This window comes from Brachybacterium sp. UNK5269 (genome assembly GCF_049266655.1).
In the GTDB taxonomy this organism is placed as follows: domain Bacteria; phylum Actinomycetota; class Actinomycetes; order Actinomycetales; family Dermabacteraceae; genus Brachybacterium.
In genome coordinates this window covers 251,662-275,558 of record NZ_CP184883.1, presented here as the reverse complement: position 1 = coordinate 275,558, position 23,897 = coordinate 251,662, and the positions used below count along the sequence as shown (strand labels likewise).

Sequence of the window (23,897 nt, the reverse complement as noted above, 5' to 3'; positions counted from 1 at the left end):
CTGAGGTCACGCCCACGAAAGTCCTCCGGGGGGCGGGGAGCCGGGGGACCGCCTCACCCCTTGATCGCGCCGAAGATGACCCCCTTCGTGAAGTGCCGCTGCACGAACGGGTACACGAGCAGGATCGGCACCAGGGCGAAGACCACGATCGCCATCTTCACCGCCAGGCTCGCGGGAGGCCGCGCGCCGGCGACCCCGGCGGGCGTGAGCTCCGAACCTGGCAGCTCGACGCCTTCGAGGACGTAGGAGCGCAGCACCATCTGCAGGGGCCACTTGGCGCTGTCCTGCAAGTAGAGCATCGCGTTGAAGAAGGCATTCCAGTACCCGACGCCGTAGAACAGCGCCACCACCGCGACCACCGCGGTGGACATGGGCAGCACGATGGTGCCGAGGATCCTGAACTCCCCGGCGCCGTCGATGCGTGCGGCCTCGAGGATCCCGGTGTCGATGCCCATGAAGAAGGCCCGCAGGATGAGGATGTTGAACGCCGAGACGGCGCCCGGCAGGATCAGCGACAGATAGGTGTCGATCAGGCCCAGCTCCGAGACCACCAGGTAGGTCGGGATCATGCCGGCCGAGAAGAACATCGTGATCAGGAACAGGAACAGGATCGGCCGGTGCAGCAGCGAGCTGGTCCGGCTGAGGCCATAGGCGGCGAGCACCGAGACGGTGGTCGACAGGAGCGTGCCCAGGGCGGTGACGCCCACGCTGACCAGGATCGAGCGCGTGACCACTCCCCCGCTGAGAATGGCCGAGTACGCGGACACGGTGAGCTCGCCGGGGACCAGCACCATGCCACCGGCCTCGGTGATCGTGGCGTCCGAGGAGAAGGAGGTCAGCACGACGGTGTACAGCGGGAGCAGTACGACGAGCACGATCAGTGTGAGGGCGAACAGCTTCCCGATCTTCTCGAGGACCGTGGGCTCCTCTGCCCATGCCGGACGCCGGTTGGCGTCGCCGGGCCGCTGCAGCGGTCCGCCGAGGCGGCCCAGCCAGCCCCCGCGCCCGGGAGGGCGGGCCGTGTCGAGCGCGCTCTGCGCCGCGGGGACGGTCTGATCGGCGATGCCGGATCCGGGTGCGCTCGTGCTCATCGCGACTCCCTCCGATAGACGCCGGCCTCGCCGAAGACGTGGGCCAGCTTGTTCGCGCCGAGCACCAGGACCAGCGAGACGATGCCCTTGATCAGGCCCGCTGCGGCCGCGTAGGACCAGTCCCCGCCGATCACGCCCTGGTAGTAGACGTAGGTGTCGAGAACCTCTGCCGCACCCTGTCCCACCGCACCGCGCTGCAGGATCAGCTGCTCGAAGCCGACGGTGAGTGCGTCGCCCAGGCGCAGGATCAGCAGCAGGATGATGGTGGGGCGGATCGCGGGCAGCGTGATGGACCACATCCGTCGCCACTTGCCGGCACCATCGACGGCCGCCGCCTCGTACTGGGTGGGGTCGATGGTGCTCAGCGCGGCGAGGAAGATGATCATGCCCCAGCCCGCGTCCTTCCAGACGGCCTGGGAGGTGACCAGGAGCAGGAACGTGTCGGGATTGGTCATGACCTCGATCGGTGCCATCCCGGCATCCCGCAGCATCCGGTTCAGCAGCCCGGCGCCGCCGAGGATCTGCTGGAAGATCGTCACCACCAGCACCCACGAGAAGAAGTGGGGCAGGTAGACGATCGACTGGATGGTGGTGCGGATCCATGGCGTCAGCACGGAGTTCAGCAGCAGCGCCAGGGCGATCGGCACCGGGAAGAAGAACACCAGCTGGAACGTGGTGATCGTCAGGGTGTTCACCACCGCTTCCCAGAACGATGGGGTGCGGAACACCCGGGCGAAGTTGTCCCATCCTGCCCAGGGGTTCTCGAACAGCGGCACGTACGGCGAGTAGTGCTGCCATGCGATGACGTTGCCGAACATCGGCACGTACATGAACACGATCATCAGGACCACGGCCGGCAGCACCATGGCCAGCAGCGGCCAGTCGCGTCGCAGCCGCTTGCCGAGGGGAATCCTCCGGCGCTGGATGCCACCGGCGCCGCTCACAGGCGGCGCCTCGGCCAGCAGCGCCGCCGATCGCCCCGTCTCCGGCGGCGGAGCCGCCGTGGCCCCCGCTCCTCCGCTCATTCGCCCAGCTCGTCGTAGATGGCCTGGTAGTACTCCCGCATCCGGTCGCCTCCGGAGCTGCGCCAGGTCTCGACCGCCTGATCGAAGTCGCCCATCGACTTGCGACCGCGCACCACGTCCTTCTCGAGGTCGTACATCGGCTGGTCGAGGGCCGCGTACTCCACGGGCCGAGGGATCTGACGGCCGTAGAACGGGCCTTCGACCATATGCTCGGTCTCGGCCGCCATCCACTCGCAGTACTCACGCACGTGGTCGGGGTCCTCGAAGTCGAACTTCGCGACCGGCCCGGTGACGAGCGTGGACAGCACCCCGGGATGCTGCTCGGCGAGCTGGTCGGTGGCGACGGGCACACCGCCCTCGCCCCGCTCGAAGTGGACGCCCTCGGTCCCGAAGTTGACCTGCTCCCATTCCTGGGTACCGAACGGGGCCGCCAGGAAGTTCGCGATGCCGAGCAGTTCCTCGATACGTGCCGGGTCGTCGGACTTCTTGAGGAAGCTGAAGAAGTTGGCGGCGTTGCCCGCGTACCGGACCGGGTCCGAGCCGGAGGCGGACAGCCCGCTCATCGGGACCTGCCGGTAGTCGGGGTTCGAGGCCTGAACGCGTTTCATGGACTCTCCCCACGCGCCCACCCCGTCGTAGTGGATGGCGACCTGCCCGGACTCGAAGCGCTGCTTGGCGTCCCCGGAGTCGGCAGCGACGTCAGGATGGACCCATCCGTTCTCGAACAGCTGGATCTGGAACTCCAGAGCGTCGCGGTACTCCTGCGTCTCCCAGCGGTAGATCAGTGCGCCGTCGTCGACCCTCCAGTCCGGCGGGGCGCCGAACAGCAGGTTCGGGGCCCCGACGTTCATGTCGTTAATCGCCCAGCGATTGGCGTCGGGATCGGTCAACGCCTCGCAGACCTGCAGGAACTCCTCCGCCGTCGTCGGTGCCTGAAGCCCCAGCGAGTCGAGGATGTCGGCGCGGTAGAAGATCGCATCGGTGACGACCTCTCCCTGGACCGGGATGCCGTAGAGCTTGCCGCCGAAGACCCCGAACTCCCACGCGGCCGTCGGCAGATTGGCGAGGTTCGGCCAGCGCGCGATGTTCTCCCCGCCCAGGAACGGTGTGAGGTCCTGGAACACGGACTCGACGGCCTGAGCGAAGCGCGGCGGAGGATTCCACCCGAACACGGAGACCCAGTCGGCGACATCGTCCGGAGAGGCGAACACAGCAGCCTGCTTGTCGCGGTAGTCGTTGCCGGTGGTCATCTGGTAGCTGAGCGTCGCACCCAGCGCCTCGTCGAGCCCCTGGGTGAAGGCGTTGTCCGGATTGGACTGCACGGCGCTCCAGGTGGGCGTCATCAGGGAGAAGGTCCCGCCCGAGCCGGGAGGGGCTTCGACGGTACGGGGCAGATCGCTGGGATAGCTGGTGTAACCGGGCGTCGAGCCGTTCTGACCGGGAATGTCCGGGGTCACGGCAGTCTGCTCGATATAGGCGGGCAGCTCGACGTCGGCAGCCGCTGCGACGTCGCCGGCCGCCTGCTCGGACGGCTCTTCGCCGCCGCAGGCTGCGAGTGCCGGGAACAGGGCGGCGGCGCCGAGGCCGCCGAGGACCGTACGGCGCGAAGTAGTGGGACGGACGGGGCCGGGTCGGACGTTCATGGAGCGCTCCTCCGTTGCACGCGGGAACAGGCTGCTCTGCCTGCCTCGGGGACCGACGCCGGCAATCTCGATCTTGACGCCCAGGTCATGCCCGGTTTACCGGTCCACAAACGTCAGGGTAGGCTCCCTCTCATCGCGGGTCAAGCGCCGGATCGACCGCTGGGTCAGCACGCTCCTTCGGCACGATGCCGCCCTGCCCAGCGCACAGCGAGGAGAGACCAGTGAGCAGTCTTCGCGACGTCGCCGCCGCAGCCGGCGTCAGTCGGATGACGGTCTCGAACGTCATCAACGGCCACCACCACAAGGTCTCCCCGGCGACGATCACCAGGGTCCGCCAGGCCATCAAGGACCTCGAATACGTCCCCGATGCCCAGGCCCGCTCACTGGCGGCGAACCGGTCGCGGATGATCGGTCTCGTCGTCCATCATCCGGATGAGCGCCGCGGCCTGCTCGAGAACCCGCACGACGCGATCCTGGTCGGCGCGGTCGAGCGAGCGGTCACGGCTGCGGGCTACTCCCTCATCACCGCCTCGAGTGCGGACGTCGTCGGCACGGCGAGGACCGTCGGCTCCTGGCGCACGGACGGGCTGATCGTCTACGGCTCCGTCGCCGACGAGATCAATGAGCTCGAGCGCACCCAGGCGCGCCCGCTGGTGTTCCTCGACAACTATTCACGCGAGCAGCGGGTGAACGTGGTCGGGGTCGATGATCACCAGGGAGGGATGGCGGCCGGCCAGCACCTCATCGAGCTGGGCCACCGGCGCCTGGCCTTCGCGGGACCGCTCGGCGCGACCGACGGTGTCGTCGCCCGGCGGCTGGCGGGCCTGCGCGCGGCAGTCGCCGACGAGCCGGGTGTCCACATCGTCCAGGTGCTGCCGGCAGATCACGAACCGCGATCCGCCGCCCGGGTGGTGGACCAGTTCCGGTCAGGACGCGACGCCCCCACCGCCGTGGTCGCCGCGAGCGACGTGCTCGCCACCGAGATCGTCGGCGAGCTGCTGGACCGCGGAGTGGACGTGCCCGGGCTGGTGTCCGTGCTCGGATTCGATGACACCGCGGTCTGTCGGTGGATGCGCCCGCAGCTCACCTCGATCGCCCAGGACATCCCGGCGAAGGGCGCCGCCGCGGTCGAGCTCCTGGTCCGCCTGATCGAGGACGGGGGAACCGGCACGGCGGTGCACGCCCCGCCACGTCTGCCCATGTCGCTGGTGCGGCGGCAGAGCACCGCCCCGCCGCGCGTCTGAGTCCTCACAGCAGCGGCAGCAGCTCCTCCCACACCGCGCGCAGGACCTCCGCGCCGCTGCGTCCCTCGAGGCGGGAGGTGATGGTCAGGACCGCCTGCTGCTCGGGCAGGACCAGCAGGAACTGGCCCAGGGCGCCGTCGGCCCGCCAGGCGCCGGACGGCGTGCACTGCCAGATGCCGTACCCGTACCGGGCGCTCTCGGGCTCGGGATCACCGGTGGCGACCCAGGCCTCCTCGGCGTGCAGGGCGTCGATCCACGCCGGGGGCACCAGCTGCGTTCCCTCGTGCTGCCCGCGCTGCAGCAGCAGCTGCCCGATCCGGGCCAGCTGCCCGCTCTTGAGGTGCAGTCCGGTCGCGCCCCAGGTCACACCGTCGCGGGTGGTGTGCCACTGCGGGTTCAGGATCCCCAGCGGCTCGAACAGCCGCGGCATCAGCCAGTCCCGCATCGACTGCCCGGTGCGCTCGGTGAGCACGCGGGACAGCAGCAGGGTCGAGCCGTTGGAGTACTCCCACCGCGCGCCGGGATCGGCGACCAGGTCGGTGGCCAGGAACAGGGAGCTGAGGTCGGGATGCTCGCGCTGCTCGTCGAGGAAGCCCAGCACCGGGGAGCCGGAGGTCATGGTCAGCAGGTGGCGCAGCCGCACCTGCTCCATGCCGCTGCCGTAGCCGTCGGCCGGGGCGGGCAGGTGGTCAACCAGCAGGTCCTCCGCGTCCAGCAGCCCCTCGTGGGCGGCGATCCCCACGGCGAGCGCGGTCACGGTCTTGGAGACCGAGTAGATGTTCTCGGCGGTGTCCTGGGCGAAGCGGTGGCTGAGCTCGTCGTGGCCCGCGCGGTGCAGGTGCAGCGCCCGCACCCCGAGCTGCTGCTCGATGATGCGCTGGCGCAGCGGGAGCAGCAGCAGCGGGTCGGGGACAGGGTGGCGCGGGGCGGGCACGGCGGCGTCGGCGGCGGTCATGGGGCGACCGTAGCGCCCGCCCGGCACCGGGGGCGACCCCTGTCCCACGCACCGGGCGCAGCCCGGGATGATTCCGACACGTGCACGGAGACGCTGGTCAGGCGGTACCGTCTCGGTCAGAATGGCCTCGGGGCCATGCCCCCGCCACCTGGGCCGCTCGGAACCTCCGCAGTCCCCTTCCCCATCGGCATCGTCGCCGACCTCATCGAAAGGCGCCCATGGACGCCCTGCGCCGCTTCGTCTTCCCCGTCATCTGGATGCTGATCTTTGCCGTCATCGCCCTCGCGCTGGCGAAGCTGGCGTTCTTCCCCGCCGACGCGGACACCCCGGCCGCCGACCCGCTGACCCCGTCGGCCGACTTCGACCAGTACGCCCTGGTGCCGGTCGCGCCGCAGGACATCTCCTCCGTGCTGGAGCTGTCCGCGCTGGTCCAGCCCGACGCCGGCACCGAGCTGCTGGCCACCAGCACCGGGGAGATCACCAAGATCTGGCGCGGCAACGGGGAGGCGGTGGAGAAGGGCCAGCGGGTCCTGCAGGTGAAGTACGAGGTCGCCCCCGCCATGGTCGAGGCGCCGGTCGAGCAGCCGGCCGAGGTGCCGGCCGACATGCCGCTCGGCGGCGGCGATGTCCAGGAGCTGCCGGCGCCGCCACCCGCCGAGCCCGAGTACCGCTACGTCAACCTCATCGCCACCGCGAACGGCACCCTCACCGGCATGACGGCCGCGGAGGGCCGGCAGCTCACCGAGGACGACGTCGTCGCGACCATCTCCCCCGGCACCTACTCGATCATCGCCGACCTCACCCCCGAGCAGCAGCTCTCCCTGCTGGACCTGACGATCGTCGCCACCGCGACCCTGCCCACCTCGCCGGACCTCGTCGCCTGCGCCGCCCCGTCCATCACCGAGGACACCGAGCTCGAGGAGCCGGCCACGCCGCAGGCCCCCGAGATCGACCCGTTCACCGGGATGCCCCTCGAGCCCGGCGGGTCGGGCGTCTCCGCGGCCCAGCTGGTCTGCCCGGTGCCCGCCGACGTGCGGGTGGTGCCCGGGCTGAGCGTCGAGGTGTTCGTGGACCTCGGCTCCCGCACCGGGGTGCTCACCGTGCCCACCACCGCGGTCGAGGGCGAGGGCACCGCCGGCACCGTCTACGAGCTGGACTTGGCGACCGGCGAGCCCACACCGATCGAGGTCACCCTGGGGCTGCGCGGCGACGGGATCGTCGAGGTCACCGAGGGCCTCGCGGAGGGCCAGGAGATCCTGCAGTTCGCCCCCGGCGTCGACAACCCCGACGACATGATGGGCGGTGAGGTGTGGTGAGCGCACCCTTGCTGGAGCTGCGCGACCTGCGCCGCTCGGTGCGCCTGCCCAGCCGGGAGGACCTGCACATCCTGCGCGGCGTCGACCTCACCGTGGAGGCCGGGGACCATGTGGCGATCGTCGGCCGCTCCGGATCGGGCAAGACCACCCTGCTGAACCTGCTGGGGCTGATCGACCGCCAGAGCGGCGGGGAGCTGCGCTTCGACGGGGCGGACGTCTCCCGGCTCGGGGAGCGCCGACGGGCCCGCCTGCGCGGCGCCACCATCGGCTTCGTGTTCCAGCAGTTCAACCTGCTCGAGCGCCGCACCGCGCTGGAGAACGTGATGATGCCGTTGATGTACGGCAGCGCCGGCCAGTTCTGGCACCGCGAGCGCCTCGCGCTGGAGATGCTCGACCGCGTCGGCCTCGCGGACCGCGCCCAGCAGCTGCCCACCCGGCTCTCCGGCGGGGAGCAGCAGCGGGTCGCGGTCGCCCGCGCCCTGGTGCGGCGCCCCCGCCTGATCCTGGCCGACGAACCCACCGGCGCCCTCGACGTCACCACCGGCGAGGCGGTGATGGCGCTGCTGGACGAGATCGCCCGCGACTCCGACGCCGCGCTGGTGACGATCACCCACGACCTCCAGGTCGCCGCCCTCTCCCGCCGCTCCTACCTGCTGGACGAGGGCATCCTGCACGACGTCGGCGCAGGCGGGGCCCGGGACGCCGTGGCCGCGACCGTGGGGATCCGCGCCGGCCGGGAGGCGGTGGCATGACCGGTCTGCTCGCCTCGATCGTCGAGGCCTGGGGAGAGCTGCGGGTCAACAAGGGCCGCATCCTGCTGTCCCTGATCGGGGTGGCGTTCTCCGTCTTCGCCCTCACCGCCGTGATGGGCGCCGGCGGCATGCTCACCGGCGCCCTGACCCAGTCCTCCGAGAAGTGGGGCGGGCGCGACGCCACCCTGACGATCTACTCGATGGGCACCGGCGGCTCGCTCACCGGCGCCGAGCAGGACGCCGTGGTGCTCGAGCAGATCGATCGCCTGGGCATCGACCAGCGCACCCGTCGCGTCCGCGACTCGGTGCGGATCCAGACCCCGCAGGGGGTGCGCACCACCGAGCTGCACGGGGTCGATCCCGCCTACGGGGACATGTTCCGCACCACGGCGCAGGAGGGCCGCTGGCTGGCGGACTCCGATGCCCGGCGCCTGGCCCCGGCCCTGGTGGTCAACCAACCCCTCTACGAGATGCTGGGCCGGCCCGCGCTGGGCACCGAACCGGTCACGCTCTTTGGGCCCACCGGAGCGACCGAGTCGGAGCAGGCGATCGTGGTCGGGGTGCTGGCGGCGGATCCGAACATCGACTGGGGACCGCTGGCCTACGTCACCGCCGGCGGCATGGAGACGCTGCCGGGACGGGCCGAGGCACCGGCCGGTGCGGAGTACATGGTGTGGGTGCCGCCGGAGCAGGTGGAGCAGCTCCGCGGCCATCTGGCGCAGGCGCTCGCGGACACCCCGGCCGGAGCCTTCGACGTGCAGGTCAGCTCGCTGTCCGCCGAGGACACCGGCTTCGAGGTGCTCGCCTACGCGGTGATCGCGGTGGCCCTGGTGATCCTGCTGCTGGGGGCGCTGGGCCTGGTGAACATCTCCCTGGTCACCGTGCGCTACCGGGTGCGGGAGATCGGCATCCGCCGTTCCTACGGCGCCACCGGCGGGCGGATCTTCGTGGGGGTGCTGATGGAGTCCGTGGTCGCCACGGTGGCCGCCGGGGCGATCGGGGTGACGGCCGCGGTGGCGCTGGTCAAGGCGCCGTTCGTCACCGAGTTCTTCGCCGGCATCGGCCTGGTGGACCTGCCGCCGTTCCCGGTCCAGGCGGTGCTGGTGGGGCTCGGGGCGGCCACCGCGGTGGGCATCCTGGCCGGCGCGCTGCCCGCGCTGATCGCCACCCGGATCAAGGTCATCGACGCGATCCGCAACTGAGCGGGGCCCGGCGGCCGCTCAGAACGGGACCGGCTCCGGAGCGAGCTCGGCGGCGGGGCGGCCGACGGGTTCCCGCAGGGCGACGCCTTCGCGCCGGCTGATGAGGACCACCATCACGGCGGTGAGCAGCAGCAGCGCCACGGCGCCGCCGATGCCCCCGGCCAGGGACGCGGCTCCGGCCTCGGCGGCGGTCGCGGCGAGGGCCGCCGCCGAGGTGCCGGGGGCCGCGGCGCCGGCGTTCAGGGCGGCCGCCCCGGCGCCGGCCGCAGTGCCGGCACCGAGCGCGGAGACCAGATGGGAGGCGAGGGTGACGGTGGCGGTCAGCACGATCGGCAGCTCCAGGCCGCCGCTCTTCCAGGCCAGCACCGCGGCGGCCAGCGCCAGGGCCAGGGCGGGCAGCGCCACCGGGACGGAGAGCTCGCGTCCGATCAGGGCCACCGCGGTGGCGGCGAGGATCGGCAGCAGCGGGCTGCGCAGCCAGCTCCCGAGGGCCTGCATCACCACCCCGCGCAGCGCCAGCTCGAGGCCCGCGGCCTGCAGCGGCGCCAGCCCCAGCAGGAGCAGGGTGACCAGCAGCAGCTGCGGCGCGGAGGCGGCGCCGGGTGCCGCGGCGCCGTCGGTCCCGGCGAGCGCGCCGGCGATCGCGGCGACCGCGACCACCACGATCGCCATCGCCGCGCCCCCTCCCGCCAGCGCGCCCAGGCGCTCACGGCGCAGGCGGGCCGCGACGGACCAGGCGGTGCCCAGCGGGCGCCAGCCGCCCACGCGCACGCCGATGATCCCGGCGGGCAGCCACATGGCGCCCATCACCAGGGCCAGCACGACGTCCAGCGGGCTGGTGGGGTCGCCGCTGGTGACGCCGATGGCGACGTTCACGCCCGGCATCACCGCGAGGACCAGGATGGTCAGCACCAGCACCACCGAGGCGAGCACGACGTAGGCCACGAAGGCGGCGGCGATGGTCAGCAGGGGCTTCGCACCGGCCGCCCAGGCCGGGCGCAGGGTCGCCAGGCGGTGGTACGGGACCGGTCGGGACGGGGCGGGGGCGCTCACGCGGCGTCCTCGGCGAGCTGGCGGCGGCGCTGCTCCTGGGCGCGGGCCTGCGCGGCATGGGCCTGCGAGGCCGCGGCGGACAGACCGAGATCCTCGATGCTCAGCGCGTGGGCGAGGGGCCCGAAGGGGTGCTCGCTGGTGAGCGAGCCGTCGCCCAGCAGATGCAGCAGCTCGCCCGAGTCCAGCAGCCGCCAGGCGGGATCGTCGTCCATCGGTTCGCTGGCGACCACCACGGAGCGCACCCCGGCGAGGTCGGCGCTGCGGGCGCGCAGGGAGTCCGAGTACTGCTCGAGCGGTTCGCGGGGCTGGGCGGCGGTGGCGGTGCGCTCGAGCACCCACAGCTCGTTGGTCGCCGGCAGGCGCACCGCGATCAGCTCCTCGTCCTTCAGGACCAGAATGTTCACCGAGTACACCGGCACGTTCGCGATGATCCACGACAGCGCGGCGACCACGCCGTCGTGCAGGTCGCCGTCCTGGGCGGCGACCTCGCCGGCGATCAGGGCGGACATCCACTCGCTGTCGGTGGAGCCCTGGACGTGGTGGGCCGCGCCGAGCTCCCGCACCCGCTGCCGCATCGCGGCGGTGACCTCGAGGACCCCGTTGTGGGCGGAGATGATGCCGTCCTGCAGGAAGGGGTGGGTGTTCTCCACGCAGTGCTCGCTGCCGGAGGAGAGCCGCACATGGGCGATCATCGACCGCGCCCGCAGCGTGGTGGCCACCTGCGGGAACGTCTCGGACTCGAAGGCCGCGACGGGGCGCTTGCGCACCGTGGCCTCGCCGTCCTCACCGATCCAGCCCAGCCCGGTCCCGTCGGCGTTGAAGCGGGACTGGCTGAGCAGGGAGTAGGGGGCATCGAGCAGCCAGAGATCGGCGGTGACGGGCTGGTCGGAGTGGAGGGCGAAGAGTCGGCACATGACCCGACCACTCTAGGACGCACCGGCCGGGGCCGCAGTGAGGCCCACCACCCGCGGGCGGGCGCGGCCCCCGGCTCCGCCGTCGGCCCGGGTCCCGTCCCGGGAACGGGCCCGCGCCCCGTTCCGGGTGTCGGCAGGCGGTGACATGATGTGGCTCACACCGGGCCAGCTGTGGGCGCGGCCCCCGTCTCCCCGTGGAGGAACCATGCCCAGCTCGACTCCGTACATCTCCTTCCCCGGCAACGCCGCCGAGGCGATGGCCTACTACCGCGACGTCTTCGGCGGCACCCTCGACGTCATGACCTACGGCGACATGCCGCCCATGGAGGGCATGCCGTTCACGCCGCCTCCCCAGGCCGTCGCCCACGCCCAGCTCGAGGGCGGCCTGCTCACCCTCGCCGGCGGGGACGACATCGCCGAGGTCCCGCAGCCCCTGGACAGCCCCGTCTACTCCCTGATGGTCCTGCCCGACTCGGTGGACGAGGGCCGGGCGCTGATCGAGAAGCTCACCTCCACCGGTGGCAACGTCGAGATGCCCTTCGAACAGGCTCCGTGGGGCGACCACTACGGTCAGGTCAAGGACCGCTTCGGCGTGATGTGGCAGATCGACGTGCCCGGCGAGCCCGGCTGATCCCCAGCGCCTGCACCGCATCGCCCGCTCCGCACCGCCCGACGTCGACGGCCGGGGCGAGACCGGTCACCTCCGGGAAGCTCGATCGCGCCGCCGGCGTTGGGCGCAGACGTGAACACTGCTGCTCCCCGCACACTCGGGATCCTCGGCGCCGGCAAGGTCGGCACGGTGCTGGCGCGCCTCGCGGTCGCGGCCGGCTTCGAGGTGCTGATCTCCGGCTCCGGTCCCGTCTCCAGGATCGCGCTGATCACCGAGCTCCTCGCCCCCGGCGCGATCCCGCTGACCAGCCGTGAGGTCGCCGAGCGCGCCGAGCTGGTGATACTGGCGCTGCCGCTGGGCAAGCTCGACACGGTGCCGGCGGACGCCCTGGAGGGCACGCTCGTCATCGACGCCATGAACCACTGGTGGGAGACCGACGGGCACGACGAGACGTTCTCCGCCCCGGGCGCCTCCACCAGCGAGCACGTCCAGGAGCACCTGCCCGGTGCGACGGTGGTGAAGGCTTTCAACCACATGGGATACCACGACCTGGAGGACCGCGCCCGGCGCCGCACCGCGGGCGCCCCGGTGGGCCCGCGCGCGGCGATCGCGATCGCCGGTCCCTCCCCGCAGGTGGAGACCGTGGCGGAGCTGGTGGACGCGCTGGGGTTCGACCCGCTGCCCATCGGGCCGCTCTCCGAGGGAGTGCGCCTGCAGCCGTTCACCGAGGCCTTCGGCGCCTCCGGGGACGCTGCCGAGCTGCGGGAGATCATCGAACGGTTCCCGGAGACGGACCGCGGCCGCGAGGTCATGGCCGCGCTCGGCCAGAGGGTCTGAGCCCGGCGGAACCGGCCCGCTCGGCCCCGTCAGCGCAGCGGTTCGCGCGCCCGGAACGGCTCCCACAGCCCCAGATGCTCGCGCCGGGAGAACCACCACCAGATCCCGGCGGTCAGCAGCAGCATCGGGATGATCGCCTGCAGGAAGCCGGTCACGCTCACCTCTCCCTGCTCGATGAGGCCGGGGATCAGCGGGGCGATCGCGAAGAGGGTCCAGTTGTTCGCCACGTGCAGCAGCACCGGGATCTCGATGCCGCCGGTCTTCCAGGCCAGCGCGCCCATGGCCAGCGCGAACACCGCGATGTCGACCTGGCCCAGCCAGGAGTAGCCGTGCCCCATCACGAACAGCGGGACCGGCACCAGGATGCCGATGATCGGCCAGCGCAGCCAGGTCCCGAGCGCCTGCATCGGCAGCGCCCGGAAGGCGTACTCCTCCCCCGCCGCCTGCAGGGGCACCAGCAGCAGCGTCAGACCCCACGCGATCAGGGCGCTCGCACTTAGGGCGGGCAGCACGACGGCCCCGCGCTCCAGCACCAGGTTCGCCACCAGGTTGATCAGCACGTACACCGGGGCCACCACGATCGCCGCGCGACCCAGCAGCCCCCAGCGGAAGCGGCCGAGCACGGAATGGGCGATCCCCGCGCGGCCGTACCCGGCCAGGGTGCCCACCAGCACCGCGGGGAGCAGCAGCGCGAGCGAGCCGAGCCCGAGCAGCTGGTCCATTGCGTTCAGGGGATCCATCAGCTCGTCGCTGGGGGCGAAGGCCGGCCAGATCACGCCCAACAGCAGCAGCGGCACCATCAGCTGCAGGTTCATGATCAGGTAGGCCGTGCCCGCCACGGCCACGGCCACCACGGGCCGCCACCAGTACCGACGGTGAGGGATCGCACGCGCCAGGTGCGGGTAGGAGTGCCCGACGGCGCGCAAAGGGACAGGGGCAGCGCCGGGTGCTGCGGGGTGCGGTGGCCGGTGCTCGCCACGCTCACGGGCGGGCTCGATGGTGGTGCTGGTCATCGAGTGATTCTCCCACCGGGATCCGGGGGTAGTTTCTCCTCCCCGCCGGGTGCTCTCCCCTTCCGGCGCTGCCCTATCGGGAGCGACGAACCGAGTAGAACAGCGCAGCGAGTCACCCGACTTCGTTGCCCACTTCGCTCCGCGCTCCGTCGGGAGCGACGAACCAGGTCCAACAGCGCAGCGATTCACCCGACTCCGTCACCCTCGCTGGGCGGAGCGGGGCGGCGGCGCTCAGAGGTTCGGGGTGACGCTCAGAGGACGGTCAGCACCGCCACGAACCATGCCAGCAGTGCGGCCAGGCCCAGTCCCAGCACCCACCGAGGGATCCCGCCCTGCTTGACCGTCACATTGGTGATGTAGATGGCGATCACCGCCGCGAACATCAGCGCGCCGGCGAGCAGCAGGAAGACGATGGTGAGGGCGCTCATCGGGCGCTCCCACCCTCGAAGGACATGCCGGTCATGCTCGCTCCTCTCCGTCGCGAGGTCGCGGCAGTGCTCGTGCATCGCATCGCCGGGGCACCCCGCGCGACGTCCGGCCTCCGCTGACCTCCCTGCCAGGCTACCGCCGCGCCCCACTGGCCTCTCCTGCGATGCTCGGGGACGCCGGCCCGGGTCGGTCCTCTGCAGAGGCGGTGGGACGTGACCGGCGCCGCACTGCCGGCATGCAACGGACCGCCGCTCCGGCCTCCGCGTTTGCGTACCGTAGGCGGGATGGGGAACCTGCCGCCGACGAGTCCGCCGACCTGCTCCGTGGTCGTCCCGGTGCGCGACGACGAGCTCGAGCTGCGCGGACTGCTGCAGGCCCTCGCCACCCAGACCGAGGCGCCGCTGGAGATCATCGTGGTCGACAACGGCTCGACCGACGGCACCGCCGCCGTGGCCCGCGCCGCCGGCTGCGTCGTGGTCCCCCAGAGCATCCCCGGCATCGCGGTCGCCGCCGCCACCGGGTACGACGCCGCTCGCGGGGACCTCATCGTGCGCTGCGACGCCGACAGCCGGCCCGCGCCGGACTGGATCGCCGCACATCGCCGCGCGCACACCCGCGCCCGGCCCGGCACCGTGATCGTCACCGGTCCCGGCCGCTTCCTCCTGCCCGGCCCCGTCGGCGCCGCCATCCTCTCCACCCTGTACGTCGGCGGGTACCTGCTGCTGACGGCCGCCGCCCTGGGCCACTTCCCCGCCTTCGGCACCACCATGTCCATGCGGCGCGACTGGTGGCAGCAGGTCCGCGAGGAGGTCTCGCATCGTGCCGACGTGCACGACGACATGGATCTCTCCTTCCGCGTGCGCCCGGGCCAGCGGGTCCGCGTCACCCGGACGGTGACCGTGGACATGTCCTCGCGCGCGCTGCGCCCCGACCACACCCAGGTGCTCCGCTGGCGGCGCGCGGCCCGCACCCTCCAGCGCAACTGGCGCCACGAGCGACCGTGGGAGCGCTGGGCGGCGCGGCTGGGAGCACGGCGAGCGATCGTCGCGGCCGACGGATCCCAGCGATGAGCAGCGGCGGCGTCCGCCGAGCCGTCGAGAACCTCGGTCTGCTGGTGATGCGGTGGTCCGGGATGGCGATGGCCGCCGGTTTCGCCCTGGCCGGGATGTGGGTGGAGGTGGCGGTCTCGATGCTGGTCGCACTCGCCCAGGTGCTCGGCTGGCGCTCGCGGCTGCCGCTGGCCTGGGAGGCCGCGACCTCCGCGGCCTGTCTGATCGCCGCGATCAGCTCCTTCCTGCTGCTGTACGAGCGGATCCCCTGGTGGGACGTGCCGATCCACTTCCTGCTGACCGGGCTTCTCGCGGTGCTGGCCACGCGGGTGGTGCGTTCCCGCACCCCTCGCCCCGTCGAGATCGTCGTCGCCGGCGTGATCCTCGCGGCGGTCTGGGAGCTGATGGAGCTGGCCGGGCATCACTGGGTGGATCCCACGGTGTACGTGGCCCCGGCCGACACCGTGCTGGACATCGTCTCGGGCCTCGCGGGCACCCTCGCCGCGGGGCTGCTGTGGGGCCGCACGACGTCGGCATCGTCGTGACCGTCCTCGTGATCGCCCTCGGTGCCCAGCTGCTCCTCACCGGCGGGCACCTCACCGTTGTGCTACGAAAGGTCTCCGCGGTGCGCTGGTAGCTCAAGGAGCTGCTTGATCAGGACTTTCGTGAAGCGGTCACGCTCTCCCTCGTTGTCCTCCGCTCCGTGCGCGGCTATCTGCAGCTGCCGGAGCGCACCGACCTCGATGCCGCCCAGCGTGCGCTCCTCGCCGTGGCGCATGGGCAGACAGCCGCGCTCGGTGCCCCCGCGGATCGCCTTTATAAGAGAGCGTTCCTGCTGGACGTGGATCCGGTGCTCGCGATGAAGCCGGGCGCCCTCTCGCTGCGGGCCGACGGTCACCACCTCGCCCCGGTGGCACCCGATGCTACTGCGGACGTAGCACGGCCGACGCTCCCGACCTGGACGGTGGCATATCGCCTCTTCGCCGCAGGCGCCGTGCAACGGCTTGCGAGGGGTCTCGACGTGGAGATCGCCGAGCCCGTGAGCCGCCACGCGGTGCTCGGCCGATGCTCGGAAGCGCCTCTCGCTCGCGCGCCTCCCCTTCGAGCCGCTCCTGCGCACCGATTCTCAGCGCCTTCGTGGAGCCTCCCGAGATACATCTCGGCGAGCGGTCAGGCGCAAGCTTCGGCGGGATTGTTCGGATCCTGCCCGGCCGAGGTCTCGATGGCCCAGCCGTGCTCCCCTCCTGGCACGAGCAGGAACTCGAGCGTCCAGTACGCGCACGCCCAGCCCTCCGGGCCGTGCTCGGCGTCCTGCCGGGAGCGGAAAGTGACCTGTGCCCGCAAGTTCTCGCCCTCTGCCCGCGTCTCGAGGACCACCACCTCGGAGATGATGCTCGTCCTTTGCCCCTCGGTGAACTGTTCGAGCGTCTCCAGGGATCGCCGCTCCTCGGAGAGCTGTCGATAGGCCCGCTCGTAGTCGCTTCGGTTAATCCCGTCGAAATAGTCGAAGAGCACCGCGGAGACGAGATGGGCTTCGGGGCCGTCGCTGAGGTTGCTCACCAGATCGGCAGGCATCGGCTCCGGCTCCTCGTACACGCACTCCTGCGGTGCGAGCGGCTCCGGCGTCTCGGTCCACTGGCCGACCCGTTCGTAGGCTATGTCCGACGGGATCGCGAAGCTGAAGCCGAAGATGACGTCGACCACGATTCTCCCCTCCTCATCCAATTCTCCGGAGGAGAGCCTCCCGGCGGAAACGATGCCGGCGATGCGGCCTTCCTCGTCGATCACCGGTCCACCGCTGTTCCCACCGTTGGTCGGCGTGGAGATCCGGATGACGTCGGCGATCTCTATGATCTCGCCGTCCCTGTCGGGCAAGTCGATGGACTCCCCGTGGGTGCTGATGTTGCCAGGGCCCGCGAACGACAGCGGCCCCGAGAGGGGATAGCCGAGCGCTGCGACGGCGGTGCCGACGGCCGGTGTCTCGGCGTGGATCTCGAAGACATGGCCGCGGAGCGGCCGGTTCGCCTTGACCAGCGCGAGCTCCTCCTCTTTCGAGAAGCCGATCACTTCGCCGACGACTGCCTGGTCACCGATCTGCAGCTGGACGCTCGAGTAGCCGTCCACCACGTGGGCCGCCGTGAGGACCAGATCCTCGGAGACCAGGGCGCCACTGCCGGTGACCGACCCAGCACAAGTATCGACCGCCAGTCGCACGACGCCGTCGGACACCTCCGCGTAGGCGCTCACGAAATCCGGAAGATCCTCTGGCGAGGGTGTTTCCGACCCGCCCCCCGACGTCGAGTCGTCCCCGCCCGTGGTGTGCGAACCTGCCTCGGCCTCCTCGCCCCATCCCACGCTGAGCGGTCCCAGCACGGTGAGCCCCGAGGCAGCCGCCAGTGTGAGGACGGCGCCGAGCGCGATGCCTCTGCCGAGATGGCTACGAGATTCTCCGCCCACGCCCATGGCTTCTCCTGTCGGGAACCGTGCCGTGATTATCGGGGCGCCGATGCCCCGTAGGCGAAGTGCAAACGTCGATCTCCAGGGGCACGGGCCCCGGAGGTCTCAGCAGTATGGCATGGAGACTCGGCATATAGTACAAATTGGACACTCTCGCCGGCCCTTACGGTGAGATACCGTCCATGTGGTGCGCGTGCCCGCCGGCGTGGAGGGCGATGGCGGGCGCGCCGCCGAGAGCGGCCTCCGGTCACTGGGCGCCGACGACGCGATGCGGCACGTACGGCTCCTCGAGCGCGGTGAGTTCGTCGGGACCCAGCTCGAGGCCGAGGGCTCCGAGCGCGCCGTCGATGTGGCCGGTCGTGGTCGCTCCGATGATCGGCGCCACCACCGGATGTTTAGCGAGCAACCAGGCCAGGGCCACCTGAACGCGCTCCACCCCGCGCGCGGCGGCGATGCTCGCGACCTGCTCGACGATCGCGCGGTCGGTCTCCCGCGTGGAGTCGTACTTCGTCGTCGCGGTGCGGTCGGTGCGCGCGCGCTCGGTGTCGCCATCCCAGTCGCGGGTGAGGCGTCCGGCCGCCAGCGGGCTGTAGGGGGTCGAGGCGACGCCGAGCTCGCGCAGCAGCGGCATCATCTCGCGCTCCTCCTCGCGGTACAGGAGGTTGTAGTGGTTCTGCATCGAGACGAACTTCGTCCAGCCGTTCACCTCGGCGACGTGCTGGGCCCGCAGGAACTGCCAAGCGAACATGGCGGAGGCTCCGATGTAGCGCACCTTGCCCGAGCGCACCACATCGTCGAGCGCGCGCATGGTCTCCTCGATCGGGACCTCGTAGTCCCAGCGGTGGATGATGTAGAGGTCGATGTAGTCGGTGCCCAGGCGGCACAGGCTGTGCTCGACCTCCGAGAGGATCGCCTTGCGCGACAGACCCGCGCCATTGGGGCCCTCGTGCATCCGGCCGTGCACCTTCGTGGCGAGCACGATCTCATCGCGTGGGGCATAGTCGACCAACGCCTTGCCGAGGATTTCCTCGCTGCGGCCGATCGAGTACACGTTCGCGGTGTCGAAGAAGGTGATACCGGCGTCCAGGGCGTGCTTGATGACGGGACGGGAGGCATCCTCATCGAGCACCCACTGGTGGATCCACCGCTCCCGGTCGCCGAACCCCATCGCCCCCAGGCACAGGCGCGAGACGTCCAGTCCGGTGCTGCCCAGCTTCGCGTACTCCATGACGGCGGCTCCTCGCGACGAGCGGAAACGGGCTGCGGTGCCCAGGTTGCTCATGCTTCCATGCGCCACGTCCGGAACGCGAGCTGCGTCCGTTCCGCGCCGGCTCCTCGCGCAACCCGCGGTGAGGCGCCCGGTCGCGTCATTCGCACTTGCGGAACGTCTTGCCGCCAGGCATGCCGTAGAGCCGGGCCAGCGGCCTCAGGCCGCACCCCCACCCGGGAGTCATGTGCGCTCTGCTTCCGCTACTGGAAGCACAGCGCACATAACTGCCCGGTCACCTCGGCGCGATGGGAGCTCCATGCCCATGCGATGCGACCTCCTCACCTTCGCTGGACCCCGCCCCCAGCAGCTCATATGATGGATTCATCATGCCGCTAACCCAGACTCAGCGCCCCCTCTATGAGGTCAAGGCGAACCTCTTCAAGGGCCTCGCCCACCCGTTGCGCATCCGCATCCTCGAGCTCCTGTCCGCCGCCCCCGAGGTCAGCGTCGCCGACCTCCAGCGGGAGACCGAGCTGGAGGCCTCGCACCTCTCCCAGCACCTGGCGGTGCTGCGCCGCTACCGCCTCGTGGTCTCCGAGCGCCGCGGCAGCCACGTCCACTACCGCCTGGCCGATCCGCGCACCGCCGAGCTGCTCGCGGTGGCGCGCGCGCTGCTGCTGAACCTGGTCGCGGAGGACGGCGAGAGGCTGAGCGAGGCGCAGGCGCTCCCCGGCCTGCCCGCCCAGCCCGCCCGCCCGGCGGCGAGCGCATGACCCCCGACACCGCCGGCCTCGCAGCGCCCAGCCCCACCGCAGCGCCCACTGCCTCTCCCGGCCGCGCCGCCGCGGCGCTGGCCCGCATGCGCTCCCTCCTGCCCGGACCCGCGGACTACCGCGACCTGCGGCGCACGTGGAAGGGCGATCTGCTGGCCGGTGTCACCGTCGGCATCGTGGCGCTGCCGCTGGCCCTCGGCTTCGGGGTCAGCTCCGGGCTCACCGCCGAGCAGGGTCTGATCACCGCGATCGTCGCCGGACTGCTGGCCGCCGTCCTCGGCGGCTCGAACGTGCAGGTCTCCGGCCCCACCGGGGCCATGGTGGTGGTGCTGCTGCCGATCGTGGCCACCCAGGGAGCGGGGGCGGTGGCCGCGGTGACGCTGCTCGCGGGAGTGATCGTGGTGGCCGCCGGAGCGCTGCGGCTGGGCCGGGTGGTGGGCATCATCCCCTGGCCGGTCATCGAGGGGTTCACCCTCGGCATCGCCTGCACGATCTTCCTGCAGCAGGTCCCGCTGATCACCTCCGCCGAGCAGGCCATCCCCGGGGAGCTGAGCACCAATGCGGTCGCGGCGGCCGTGCAGTCACTGGCCGCAGCGGACCCGAGCTACCTGGCCTGGGCGCTCGGCGCGGTCGCGATCGTGGTGGCGTGCATGGTGCTGGCACCGCGGATCCATCCCTCGATCCCCGGTTCCCTGGTGGGCATCGCCGTCGTCGCAGTCCTCGCTCTGGTGCTGCCGAGCCCCTTGGCCCGCATCGGCACCATCCCCTCCGAGCTGCCGGCTCCCTCCCTGCCGGTCCTGGACCTGCAGTCGCTGCGCGTGCTGCTGCCGGCCGCTCTCACCGTTGCGGCGCTGGCGGCGATCGAGTCGCTGCTCTCGGCGCGGGTCGCAGGCGGCCTCGCGGACACCGGCAGCGTGGATCCGGACCGGGAGCTGGTGGGCCAGGGCGTCGCCTCGATCGGCGCCTCCCTGTTCGGCGGCATGCCAGCCACCGGCGCGATCGCCCGCACCTCGGTCAACGTGCGCGCCGGCGCCCGCAGCCGCCTGGCCGCGGTGGTCCACGCGCTGGTGCTGCTCGCGGTGGTCTACGTGGCGGCCGGGCCGGTGGGGATGATCCCACTGGCGGCGCTGGCCGGCGTGCTGTTCGTGACCGCGGTGCGGATGGTCCAGGTCGCGACCGTGCGCATGATCGTCCGCTCCACCCGGGCCGACGCGATCACCTTCGCCCTCACCGCCCTGATCACCGTCTCCGTCGACCTCGTCGTGGCGGTGCTGATCGGCATCGTCCTGGCCGCCTTCTTCGCGCTGCGCAGCATCTCCCGCTCCAGCGGCGTCGCGCTCGAGCCGATCCGGAGCGCCGAGCCCGAGCAGGGCGACGAGGAGATCGTCGCCGTCCGCTTCACCGGCCAGCTGTTCTTCACCTCGGCCGAGCGGGTCTTCGACACGGTGATGGCGGTGGGGCCGGTCACCGTGGTGATCCTGCGGATGTCCGCCCTCGAGCTGGTCGATGCGAGCGGCGCGCGGATCCTCTCGGAGATCGTCAGCGGCCTGGAGCGGCGCGGCATCACGGTGCTCATCAAGGGGGTGCAGGACCAGCACGCGGAGCTGCTGCGCGGCGTGGGCGTGCTGCGGGCGCTGCGCCACCACAAGCACCTGTTCGTCGGCTTCGACGACGCCCTCGAGCACGCCCGCTCCCATGTGCGCCGGGCGCGGGCGACGCGGGAGGTGCCGCCGACTCGCGGCATCGCAGCCGCGAAGCAGCCGGCCGGCGCCTGAGCCGCCGCCTCAGGCGGCGCGCACCGGCTGCGCCTGCACGGCCAGCAGCTCCTCCCGTGTCCGCCAGCCCGCGAACAGCCCGGCGCCCGGCTCCAGGTCCCGGCCGGCGGCAAGCGGGCCGACCCGGACCGCGTCGAACCCGATCCGCTCCAGGAACCGGCTCACCACATCGGCGGCGCGGGCATCGTCGGCGGCCACGGCGAGCGCCCGTCGCGCGGGGTGCCCGCACGGCCGGCCCTGGTCCTCGACGTCGTGATAGCCGATGTGGTTGAGCGTCTTGACCACGCGGGCGCCGGGAAGGCGGGCGGCGAGCAGCTCGCTGGTGGACAGCTCCGCGTGCTCGTCGCCGGCGGCGCGGCGGGCGGCGGCCACGGCGAGGGCGTCGGCCTCGCCCCAGGGGTTGGTGACGTCGACGACGATGGCCCCCTGCAGCGCCGTGGGGTCGAGCCCGAGCGCCGCGTGCAGCGGCACGGTGAGCAGGACGAGGTCGCTGGCGGGCCCGAGCTCCTCGAACGGCACCGGTGCCGCGCCGGGCAGGCGCGCCGCGAGCACGTCGCGGGAGGAGCGCCCGGCCACCTGCACCTCGAGGCCGCTGCGCAGGGCGGTGCGGGCCAGGGCGGTGCCGATCTTGCCGGGCCCGAGGATCCCGAGGCGCAGCGGTCGCGGCGCCGAGCCGACGGGGAGGTCAGAGGGCGCACCGGGGTGCCGGGGCACGTCGACGCGCTGCGCGGGTGCGAGCGCGGCCTTGAGCAGGTCCCGGGCGAGGGCGTCGTTGCGCCGATGGCAGGCCGCGTTGCTGCGGGGCCGGGCGAAGGCGCCGACCGGCAGCTCGGAGGTCCAGGGGCCGATCGCCCACAGCCGCGGCTGCGGCGCACCGTCCGGCCCGAGGACCCGGTGGCGGGCGTCGGTGTCGAGCGTGCCGGGGGCGGCCAGTGACTCCCGGCCGATGGCGGGCCGGCGCGGGTCGTCGGCCACCAGATCGCGCAGCAGCGGGTTGGTGGACTCGCGCAGCGAGGGCTCGGGCAGGAAGGCGTCGACCAGGGCCGTGGCGGAGATCTGCACCCCTCCTGCGCCGCGGGCATGGAAGCGCCCGGTGGCGTCGTCGGCGACCACGACGGTGCGGGGGCCGAGGAAGCTGACCACGCCGGCGCGCTCGAGGGCCAGCAGCTGGTGCAGGCGGTGGGGCGGCGGTCCGGAGTCGACGAAGCTGAACAGCGAGTGCCACCAGCGGGGGTGGTCCCGCACCGAGGACTCCCGCAGCCGGCTCGCGGGCAGGAGGTCCACGAGGGCGCCGTGCACGCGCAGCAGCACCTGGAACAGGGCCCGGCCCGCGCTGGTGTCGCCCTGGGTGCGCTCTCGCAGGTCCAGTTCGATGTGGCGGACCACCGCGTCGCGGGTGACCTGCGGGTCCGCGTCGCCGTCGAGCCAGGCCAGCGGGTCGTCGAGCCAGGCCAGGGGCTCCTCCCCGGGATCGGCGACGGGCGCGCCCGGGACGGCGCGGGCGATCTCGGCGGCGATCAGCGGGATCACGTCGGTGCGGACGTCGAGGCGGCCCTCGGCGTCCTCGCGGGCGCGGAGGTTCTCCTCGGTGACGTGGGCGAGGTCGCGGGGACCGGCGGGGACCCCCTCGTCGCGGACCTTCGAGTGGTAGGGCACGCCGCGCCGGGAGCCGACCCAGAGGTGGGGCTCGCGGCCGGAGGGGAGGTAGGTCAGGCGCCCGGGGTCGCCGGGGCCGGGGGCGGGCTCGAAGCGGCCCCCGCGCCCCTCGGTCAGCAGCGCCAGCAGGTCGATGAAGCCCAGCCCCATGCCGCGCACGATGACGTCCTGCGCGGGGGCCAGGAGGTCGAGGCGGGCGTCGCCGGCCTGGGAGGGCGGCAGGTAGGCGCCGCCGTGACGGTGCGCGAAGGCGGCCAGGTGATGGCGGGCGATCGACGGCCGGGCATCGGTGTGCCCGGCGGCCAGCAGCAGCAGGTCCGCGCCCAGCGCGGGCCGGTCCTCGAGCTCGACGAGCCAGCCCTGGGCGCTCTCGGCGCGGCGGACGGCGGTGGCGGTGGTGCGGTGCACGCTCACGCCGACCGTCGCGGGCAGCGCCGCGAGGACCTGCCCGAGGAACCACTCGAGGTACAGGGCCTGCACGCGGCGGCTGGCGAAGTCGGTCTCGGTCAGGCGCTCGATCTCCGCCAGGCGCTCGGTGCCGACGGTGGGGGCGACGATCGTGCCGCGCCGGATCCCGTCGGCCCACTGCGCGAGGGAGGGGCCGGCGCGGACGGGTCCCTCGCAGTCGACGGTCTCGTCGGTGAAGATCGAGACGTCGGCGGCGCGGGAGTTCATCAGCAGCAGCGGGCTCTCGTCGGCGCGCCAGATGCGGCCGGCGCCAGGCATGTGCGGATCCACGATGTCCACGTGCAGCGGGGCGCGCTCGAGGCGCGCGGCGTGCGCGGGCAGGGCGGCGCTGGCGCCGAGGCGCTCGAGCACGGCGATGGCTCGCGGGCCGCCGCCGACGATGACCAGGCGCGTGGCCGTGGTCCGGTTCCGGGAGCTCATCGGCT

22 protein-coding genes are annotated in these 23,897 nt (G+C 72.2%); 10 read left to right on the top strand and 12 right to left on the bottom strand.

Features of this window, described 5'->3' with window-relative positions:
* Positions 1 to 53: 53 nt before the first annotated feature.
* From ACOJUI_RS01265 to ACOJUI_RS01255, 3 genes are read right to left on the bottom strand one after another with little or no spacing between them, the layout of a single operon-like run.
* Positions 54 to 1,091 carry a carbohydrate ABC transporter permease gene (locus ACOJUI_RS01265; RefSeq protein ID WP_422116301.1) on the bottom strand — a complete coding sequence of 346 codons (1,038 nt, stop codon included), beginning with the start codon at positions 1,089 to 1,091 and terminating at the stop codon, positions 54 to 56.
* A complete protein-coding gene (locus tag ACOJUI_RS01260) occupies positions 1,088 to 2,116 on the bottom strand; it encodes an ABC transporter permease (protein ID WP_422116300.1) in 1,029 nt (342 codons plus the stop codon). Before ACOJUI_RS01260 ends, ACOJUI_RS01265 begins: the two co-directional genes overlap by 4 nt.
* On the bottom strand, positions 2,113 to 3,759 hold the full coding sequence (locus ACOJUI_RS01255) for a sugar ABC transporter substrate-binding protein (RefSeq protein WP_422116299.1): 1,647 nt from the start codon (positions 3,757 to 3,759) through the stop codon (positions 2,113 to 2,115). The genes ACOJUI_RS01260 and ACOJUI_RS01255 overlap by 4 nt, the downstream gene beginning before the upstream one ends.
* Positions 3,760 to 3,980: 221 nt before the next feature.
* Here ACOJUI_RS01255 and ACOJUI_RS01250 point away from each other — a divergent pair, with 221 nt between their 5' ends.
* Positions 3,981 to 5,003: a LacI family DNA-binding transcriptional regulator gene (locus tag ACOJUI_RS01250; protein WP_422116298.1), complete on the top strand. Its 1,023-nt coding sequence runs from the start codon at positions 3,981 to 3,983 to the stop codon at positions 5,001 to 5,003.
* Between the two features lie 4 nt (positions 5,004 to 5,007).
* Here the strand turns inward: ACOJUI_RS01250 and ACOJUI_RS01245 are convergent, their stop codons facing one another.
* Positions 5,008 to 5,958, bottom strand: a complete 951-nt coding sequence (locus ACOJUI_RS01245) for a serine hydrolase domain-containing protein (RefSeq protein WP_422116297.1) — start codon at positions 5,956 to 5,958, stop codon at positions 5,008 to 5,010.
* A 218-nt stretch (positions 5,959 to 6,176) separates the two neighbouring features.
* Here ACOJUI_RS01245 and ACOJUI_RS01240 point away from each other — a divergent pair, with 218 nt between their 5' ends.
* Genes ACOJUI_RS01240 through ACOJUI_RS01230 form a run of 3 tightly spaced genes read left to right on the top strand, consistent with a single transcriptional unit; the run spans position 6,177 to position 9,228 of the window.
* Complete coding sequence (locus ACOJUI_RS01240; protein WP_422116296.1) at positions 6,177 to 7,274, top strand: hypothetical protein; 1,098 nt, start codon at positions 6,177 to 6,179, stop codon at positions 7,272 to 7,274.
* Positions 7,271 to 8,026, top strand: a complete 756-nt coding sequence (locus ACOJUI_RS01235) for an ABC transporter ATP-binding protein (RefSeq protein WP_422116295.1) — start codon at positions 7,271 to 7,273, stop codon at positions 8,024 to 8,026. The genes ACOJUI_RS01240 and ACOJUI_RS01235 overlap by 4 nt, the downstream gene beginning before the upstream one ends.
* Positions 8,023 to 9,228 (top strand): ABC transporter permease, encoded by a 1,206-nt coding sequence (locus ACOJUI_RS01230; RefSeq protein WP_422116294.1) that lies wholly within the window; start codon positions 8,023 to 8,025, stop codon positions 9,226 to 9,228. The genes ACOJUI_RS01235 and ACOJUI_RS01230 overlap by 4 nt, the downstream gene beginning before the upstream one ends.
* Positions 9,229 to 9,246: 18 nt before the next feature.
* Here ACOJUI_RS01230 and ACOJUI_RS01225 read toward each other — a convergent pair whose 3' ends face one another.
* Both ACOJUI_RS01225 and ACOJUI_RS01220 read right to left on the bottom strand, forming a co-directional pair.
* Positions 9,247 to 10,281, bottom strand: coding sequence for a CAAX protease (locus ACOJUI_RS01225; protein WP_422116293.1), 1,035 nt, complete (start codon positions 10,279 to 10,281; stop codon positions 9,247 to 9,249).
* Positions 10,278 to 11,195, bottom strand: coding sequence for a class II glutamine amidotransferase (locus ACOJUI_RS01220; protein WP_422116292.1), 918 nt, complete (start codon positions 11,193 to 11,195; stop codon positions 10,278 to 10,280). Before ACOJUI_RS01220 ends, ACOJUI_RS01225 begins: the two co-directional genes overlap by 4 nt.
* Before the next feature lie 205 nt (positions 11,196 to 11,400).
* Between ACOJUI_RS01220 and ACOJUI_RS01215 the strand changes: the two genes are divergently transcribed.
* Together ACOJUI_RS01215 and ACOJUI_RS01210 are read left to right on the top strand one after the other, a co-directional pair.
* Positions 11,401 to 11,826 (top strand): VOC family protein, encoded by a 426-nt coding sequence (locus ACOJUI_RS01215; protein WP_422116291.1) that lies wholly within the window; start codon positions 11,401 to 11,403, stop codon positions 11,824 to 11,826.
* 111 nt (positions 11,827 to 11,937) lie between these two features.
* On the top strand, positions 11,938 to 12,642 hold the full coding sequence (locus ACOJUI_RS01210) for an NADPH-dependent F420 reductase (RefSeq protein WP_422116290.1): 705 nt from the start codon (positions 11,938 to 11,940) through the stop codon (positions 12,640 to 12,642).
* A 29-nt stretch (positions 12,643 to 12,671) separates the two neighbouring features.
* On the opposite strand, the gene ACOJUI_RS01205 is transcribed toward ACOJUI_RS01210, so the two are convergent.
* Positions 12,672 to 13,655 (bottom strand): CPBP family intramembrane glutamic endopeptidase, encoded by a 984-nt coding sequence (locus ACOJUI_RS01205; protein WP_422116289.1) that lies wholly within the window; start codon positions 13,653 to 13,655, stop codon positions 12,672 to 12,674.
* A gap of 251 nt (positions 13,656 to 13,906) precedes the next feature.
* Positions 13,907 to 14,083: a hypothetical protein gene (locus ACOJUI_RS01200; RefSeq protein ID WP_422116288.1), complete on the bottom strand. Its 177-nt coding sequence runs from the start codon at positions 14,081 to 14,083 to the stop codon at positions 13,907 to 13,909.
* A gap of 285 nt (positions 14,084 to 14,368) precedes the next feature.
* Here ACOJUI_RS01200 and ACOJUI_RS01195 point away from each other — a divergent pair, with 285 nt between their 5' ends.
* Together ACOJUI_RS01195 and ACOJUI_RS01190 are read left to right on the top strand one after the other, a co-directional pair.
* Complete coding sequence (locus ACOJUI_RS01195; protein WP_422116287.1) at positions 14,369 to 15,154, top strand: glycosyltransferase family A protein; 786 nt, start codon at positions 14,369 to 14,371, stop codon at positions 15,152 to 15,154.
* On the top strand, positions 15,151 to 15,678 hold the full coding sequence (locus ACOJUI_RS01190; protein WP_422116286.1) for a hypothetical protein: 528 nt from the start codon (positions 15,151 to 15,153) through the stop codon (positions 15,676 to 15,678). Before ACOJUI_RS01195 ends, ACOJUI_RS01190 begins: the two co-directional genes overlap by 4 nt.
* A gap of 62 nt (positions 15,679 to 15,740) precedes the next feature.
* Here ACOJUI_RS01190 and ACOJUI_RS01185 read toward each other — a convergent pair whose 3' ends face one another.
* The 3 genes from ACOJUI_RS01185 to ACOJUI_RS01175 form a co-directional block, all read right to left on the bottom strand.
* Positions 15,741 to 16,031, bottom strand: coding sequence for a hypothetical protein (locus ACOJUI_RS01185; RefSeq protein WP_422116285.1), 291 nt, complete (start codon positions 16,029 to 16,031; stop codon positions 15,741 to 15,743).
* Between the two features lie 272 nt (positions 16,032 to 16,303).
* Positions 16,304 to 17,596: a S1C family serine protease gene (locus ACOJUI_RS01180; protein ID WP_422116284.1), complete on the bottom strand. Its 1,293-nt coding sequence runs from the start codon at positions 17,594 to 17,596 to the stop codon at positions 16,304 to 16,306.
* Positions 17,597 to 17,837: 241 nt separating this feature from the next.
* A complete protein-coding gene (locus ACOJUI_RS01175) occupies positions 17,838 to 18,818 on the bottom strand; it encodes an aldo/keto reductase (protein ID WP_422116283.1) in 981 nt (326 codons plus the stop codon).
* Positions 18,819 to 19,186: 368 nt separating this feature from the next.
* On the opposite strand from ACOJUI_RS01175, the gene ACOJUI_RS01170 reads away from it, so the two are divergent.
* Positions 19,187 to 19,573, top strand: a complete 387-nt coding sequence (locus tag ACOJUI_RS01170; protein ID WP_422116282.1) for an ArsR/SmtB family transcription factor — start codon at positions 19,187 to 19,189, stop codon at positions 19,571 to 19,573.
* Entirely contained in the window at positions 19,570 to 21,348 is a 1,779-nt protein-coding gene (locus tag ACOJUI_RS01165; protein WP_422116281.1) for a SulP family inorganic anion transporter, read from the top strand. The genes ACOJUI_RS01170 and ACOJUI_RS01165 overlap by 4 nt, the downstream gene beginning before the upstream one ends.
* A 9-nt stretch (positions 21,349 to 21,357) precedes the next feature.
* Here the strand turns inward: ACOJUI_RS01165 and ACOJUI_RS01160 are convergent, their stop codons facing one another.
* Positions 21,358 to 23,892, bottom strand: coding sequence for an FAD/NAD(P)-binding protein (locus ACOJUI_RS01160; protein WP_422116280.1), 2,535 nt, complete (start codon positions 23,890 to 23,892; stop codon positions 21,358 to 21,360).
* Positions 23,893 to 23,897 lie beyond the last annotated feature (5 nt).

Coding starts and splice junctions, on each gene's coding strand:
- ACOJUI_RS01240 (WP_422116296.1), top strand. CDS start 6,177: ATGGACGCCCTGCGCCGCTTCGTCTTCCCCGTCATCTGGATGCTGATC.
- ACOJUI_RS01195 (WP_422116287.1), top strand. CDS start 14,369: ATGGGGAACCTGCCGCCGACGAGTCCGCCGACCTGCTCCGTGGTCGTC.
- ACOJUI_RS01175 (WP_422116283.1), bottom strand. CDS start 18,818: ATGGAGTACGCGAAGCTGGGCAGCACCGGACTGGACGTCTCGCGCCTG.
- ACOJUI_RS01200 (WP_422116288.1), bottom strand. CDS start 14,083: ATGAGCGCCCTCACCATCGTCTTCCTGCTGCTCGCCGGCGCGCTGATG.
- ACOJUI_RS01265 (WP_422116301.1), bottom strand. CDS start 1,091: ATGAGCACGAGCGCACCCGGATCCGGCATCGCCGATCAGACCGTCCCC.
- ACOJUI_RS01190 (WP_422116286.1), top strand. CDS start 15,151: ATGAGCAGCGGCGGCGTCCGCCGAGCCGTCGAGAACCTCGGTCTGCTG.
- ACOJUI_RS01205 (WP_422116289.1), bottom strand. CDS start 13,655: ATGACCAGCACCACCATCGAGCCCGCCCGTGAGCGTGGCGAGCACCGG.
- ACOJUI_RS01215 (WP_422116291.1), top strand. CDS start 11,401: ATGCCCAGCTCGACTCCGTACATCTCCTTCCCCGGCAACGCCGCCGAG.
- ACOJUI_RS01180 (WP_422116284.1), bottom strand. CDS start 17,596: ATGGGCGTGGGCGGAGAATCTCGTAGCCATCTCGGCAGAGGCATCGCG.
- ACOJUI_RS01255 (WP_422116299.1), bottom strand. CDS start 3,759: ATGAACGTCCGACCCGGCCCCGTCCGTCCCACTACTTCGCGCCGTACG.
- ACOJUI_RS01170 (WP_422116282.1), top strand. CDS start 19,187: ATGCCGCTAACCCAGACTCAGCGCCCCCTCTATGAGGTCAAGGCGAAC.
- ACOJUI_RS01260 (WP_422116300.1), bottom strand. CDS start 2,116: ATGAGCGGAGGAGCGGGGGCCACGGCGGCTCCGCCGCCGGAGACGGGG.
- ACOJUI_RS01165 (WP_422116281.1), top strand. CDS start 19,570: ATGACCCCCGACACCGCCGGCCTCGCAGCGCCCAGCCCCACCGCAGCG.
- ACOJUI_RS01245 (WP_422116297.1), bottom strand. CDS start 5,958: ATGACCGCCGCCGACGCCGCCGTGCCCGCCCCGCGCCACCCTGTCCCC.
- ACOJUI_RS01160 (WP_422116280.1), bottom strand. CDS start 23,892: ATGAGCTCCCGGAACCGGACCACGGCCACGCGCCTGGTCATCGTCGGC.
- ACOJUI_RS01220 (WP_422116292.1), bottom strand. CDS start 11,195: ATGTGCCGACTCTTCGCCCTCCACTCCGACCAGCCCGTCACCGCCGAT.
- ACOJUI_RS01230 (WP_422116294.1), top strand. CDS start 8,023: ATGACCGGTCTGCTCGCCTCGATCGTCGAGGCCTGGGGAGAGCTGCGG.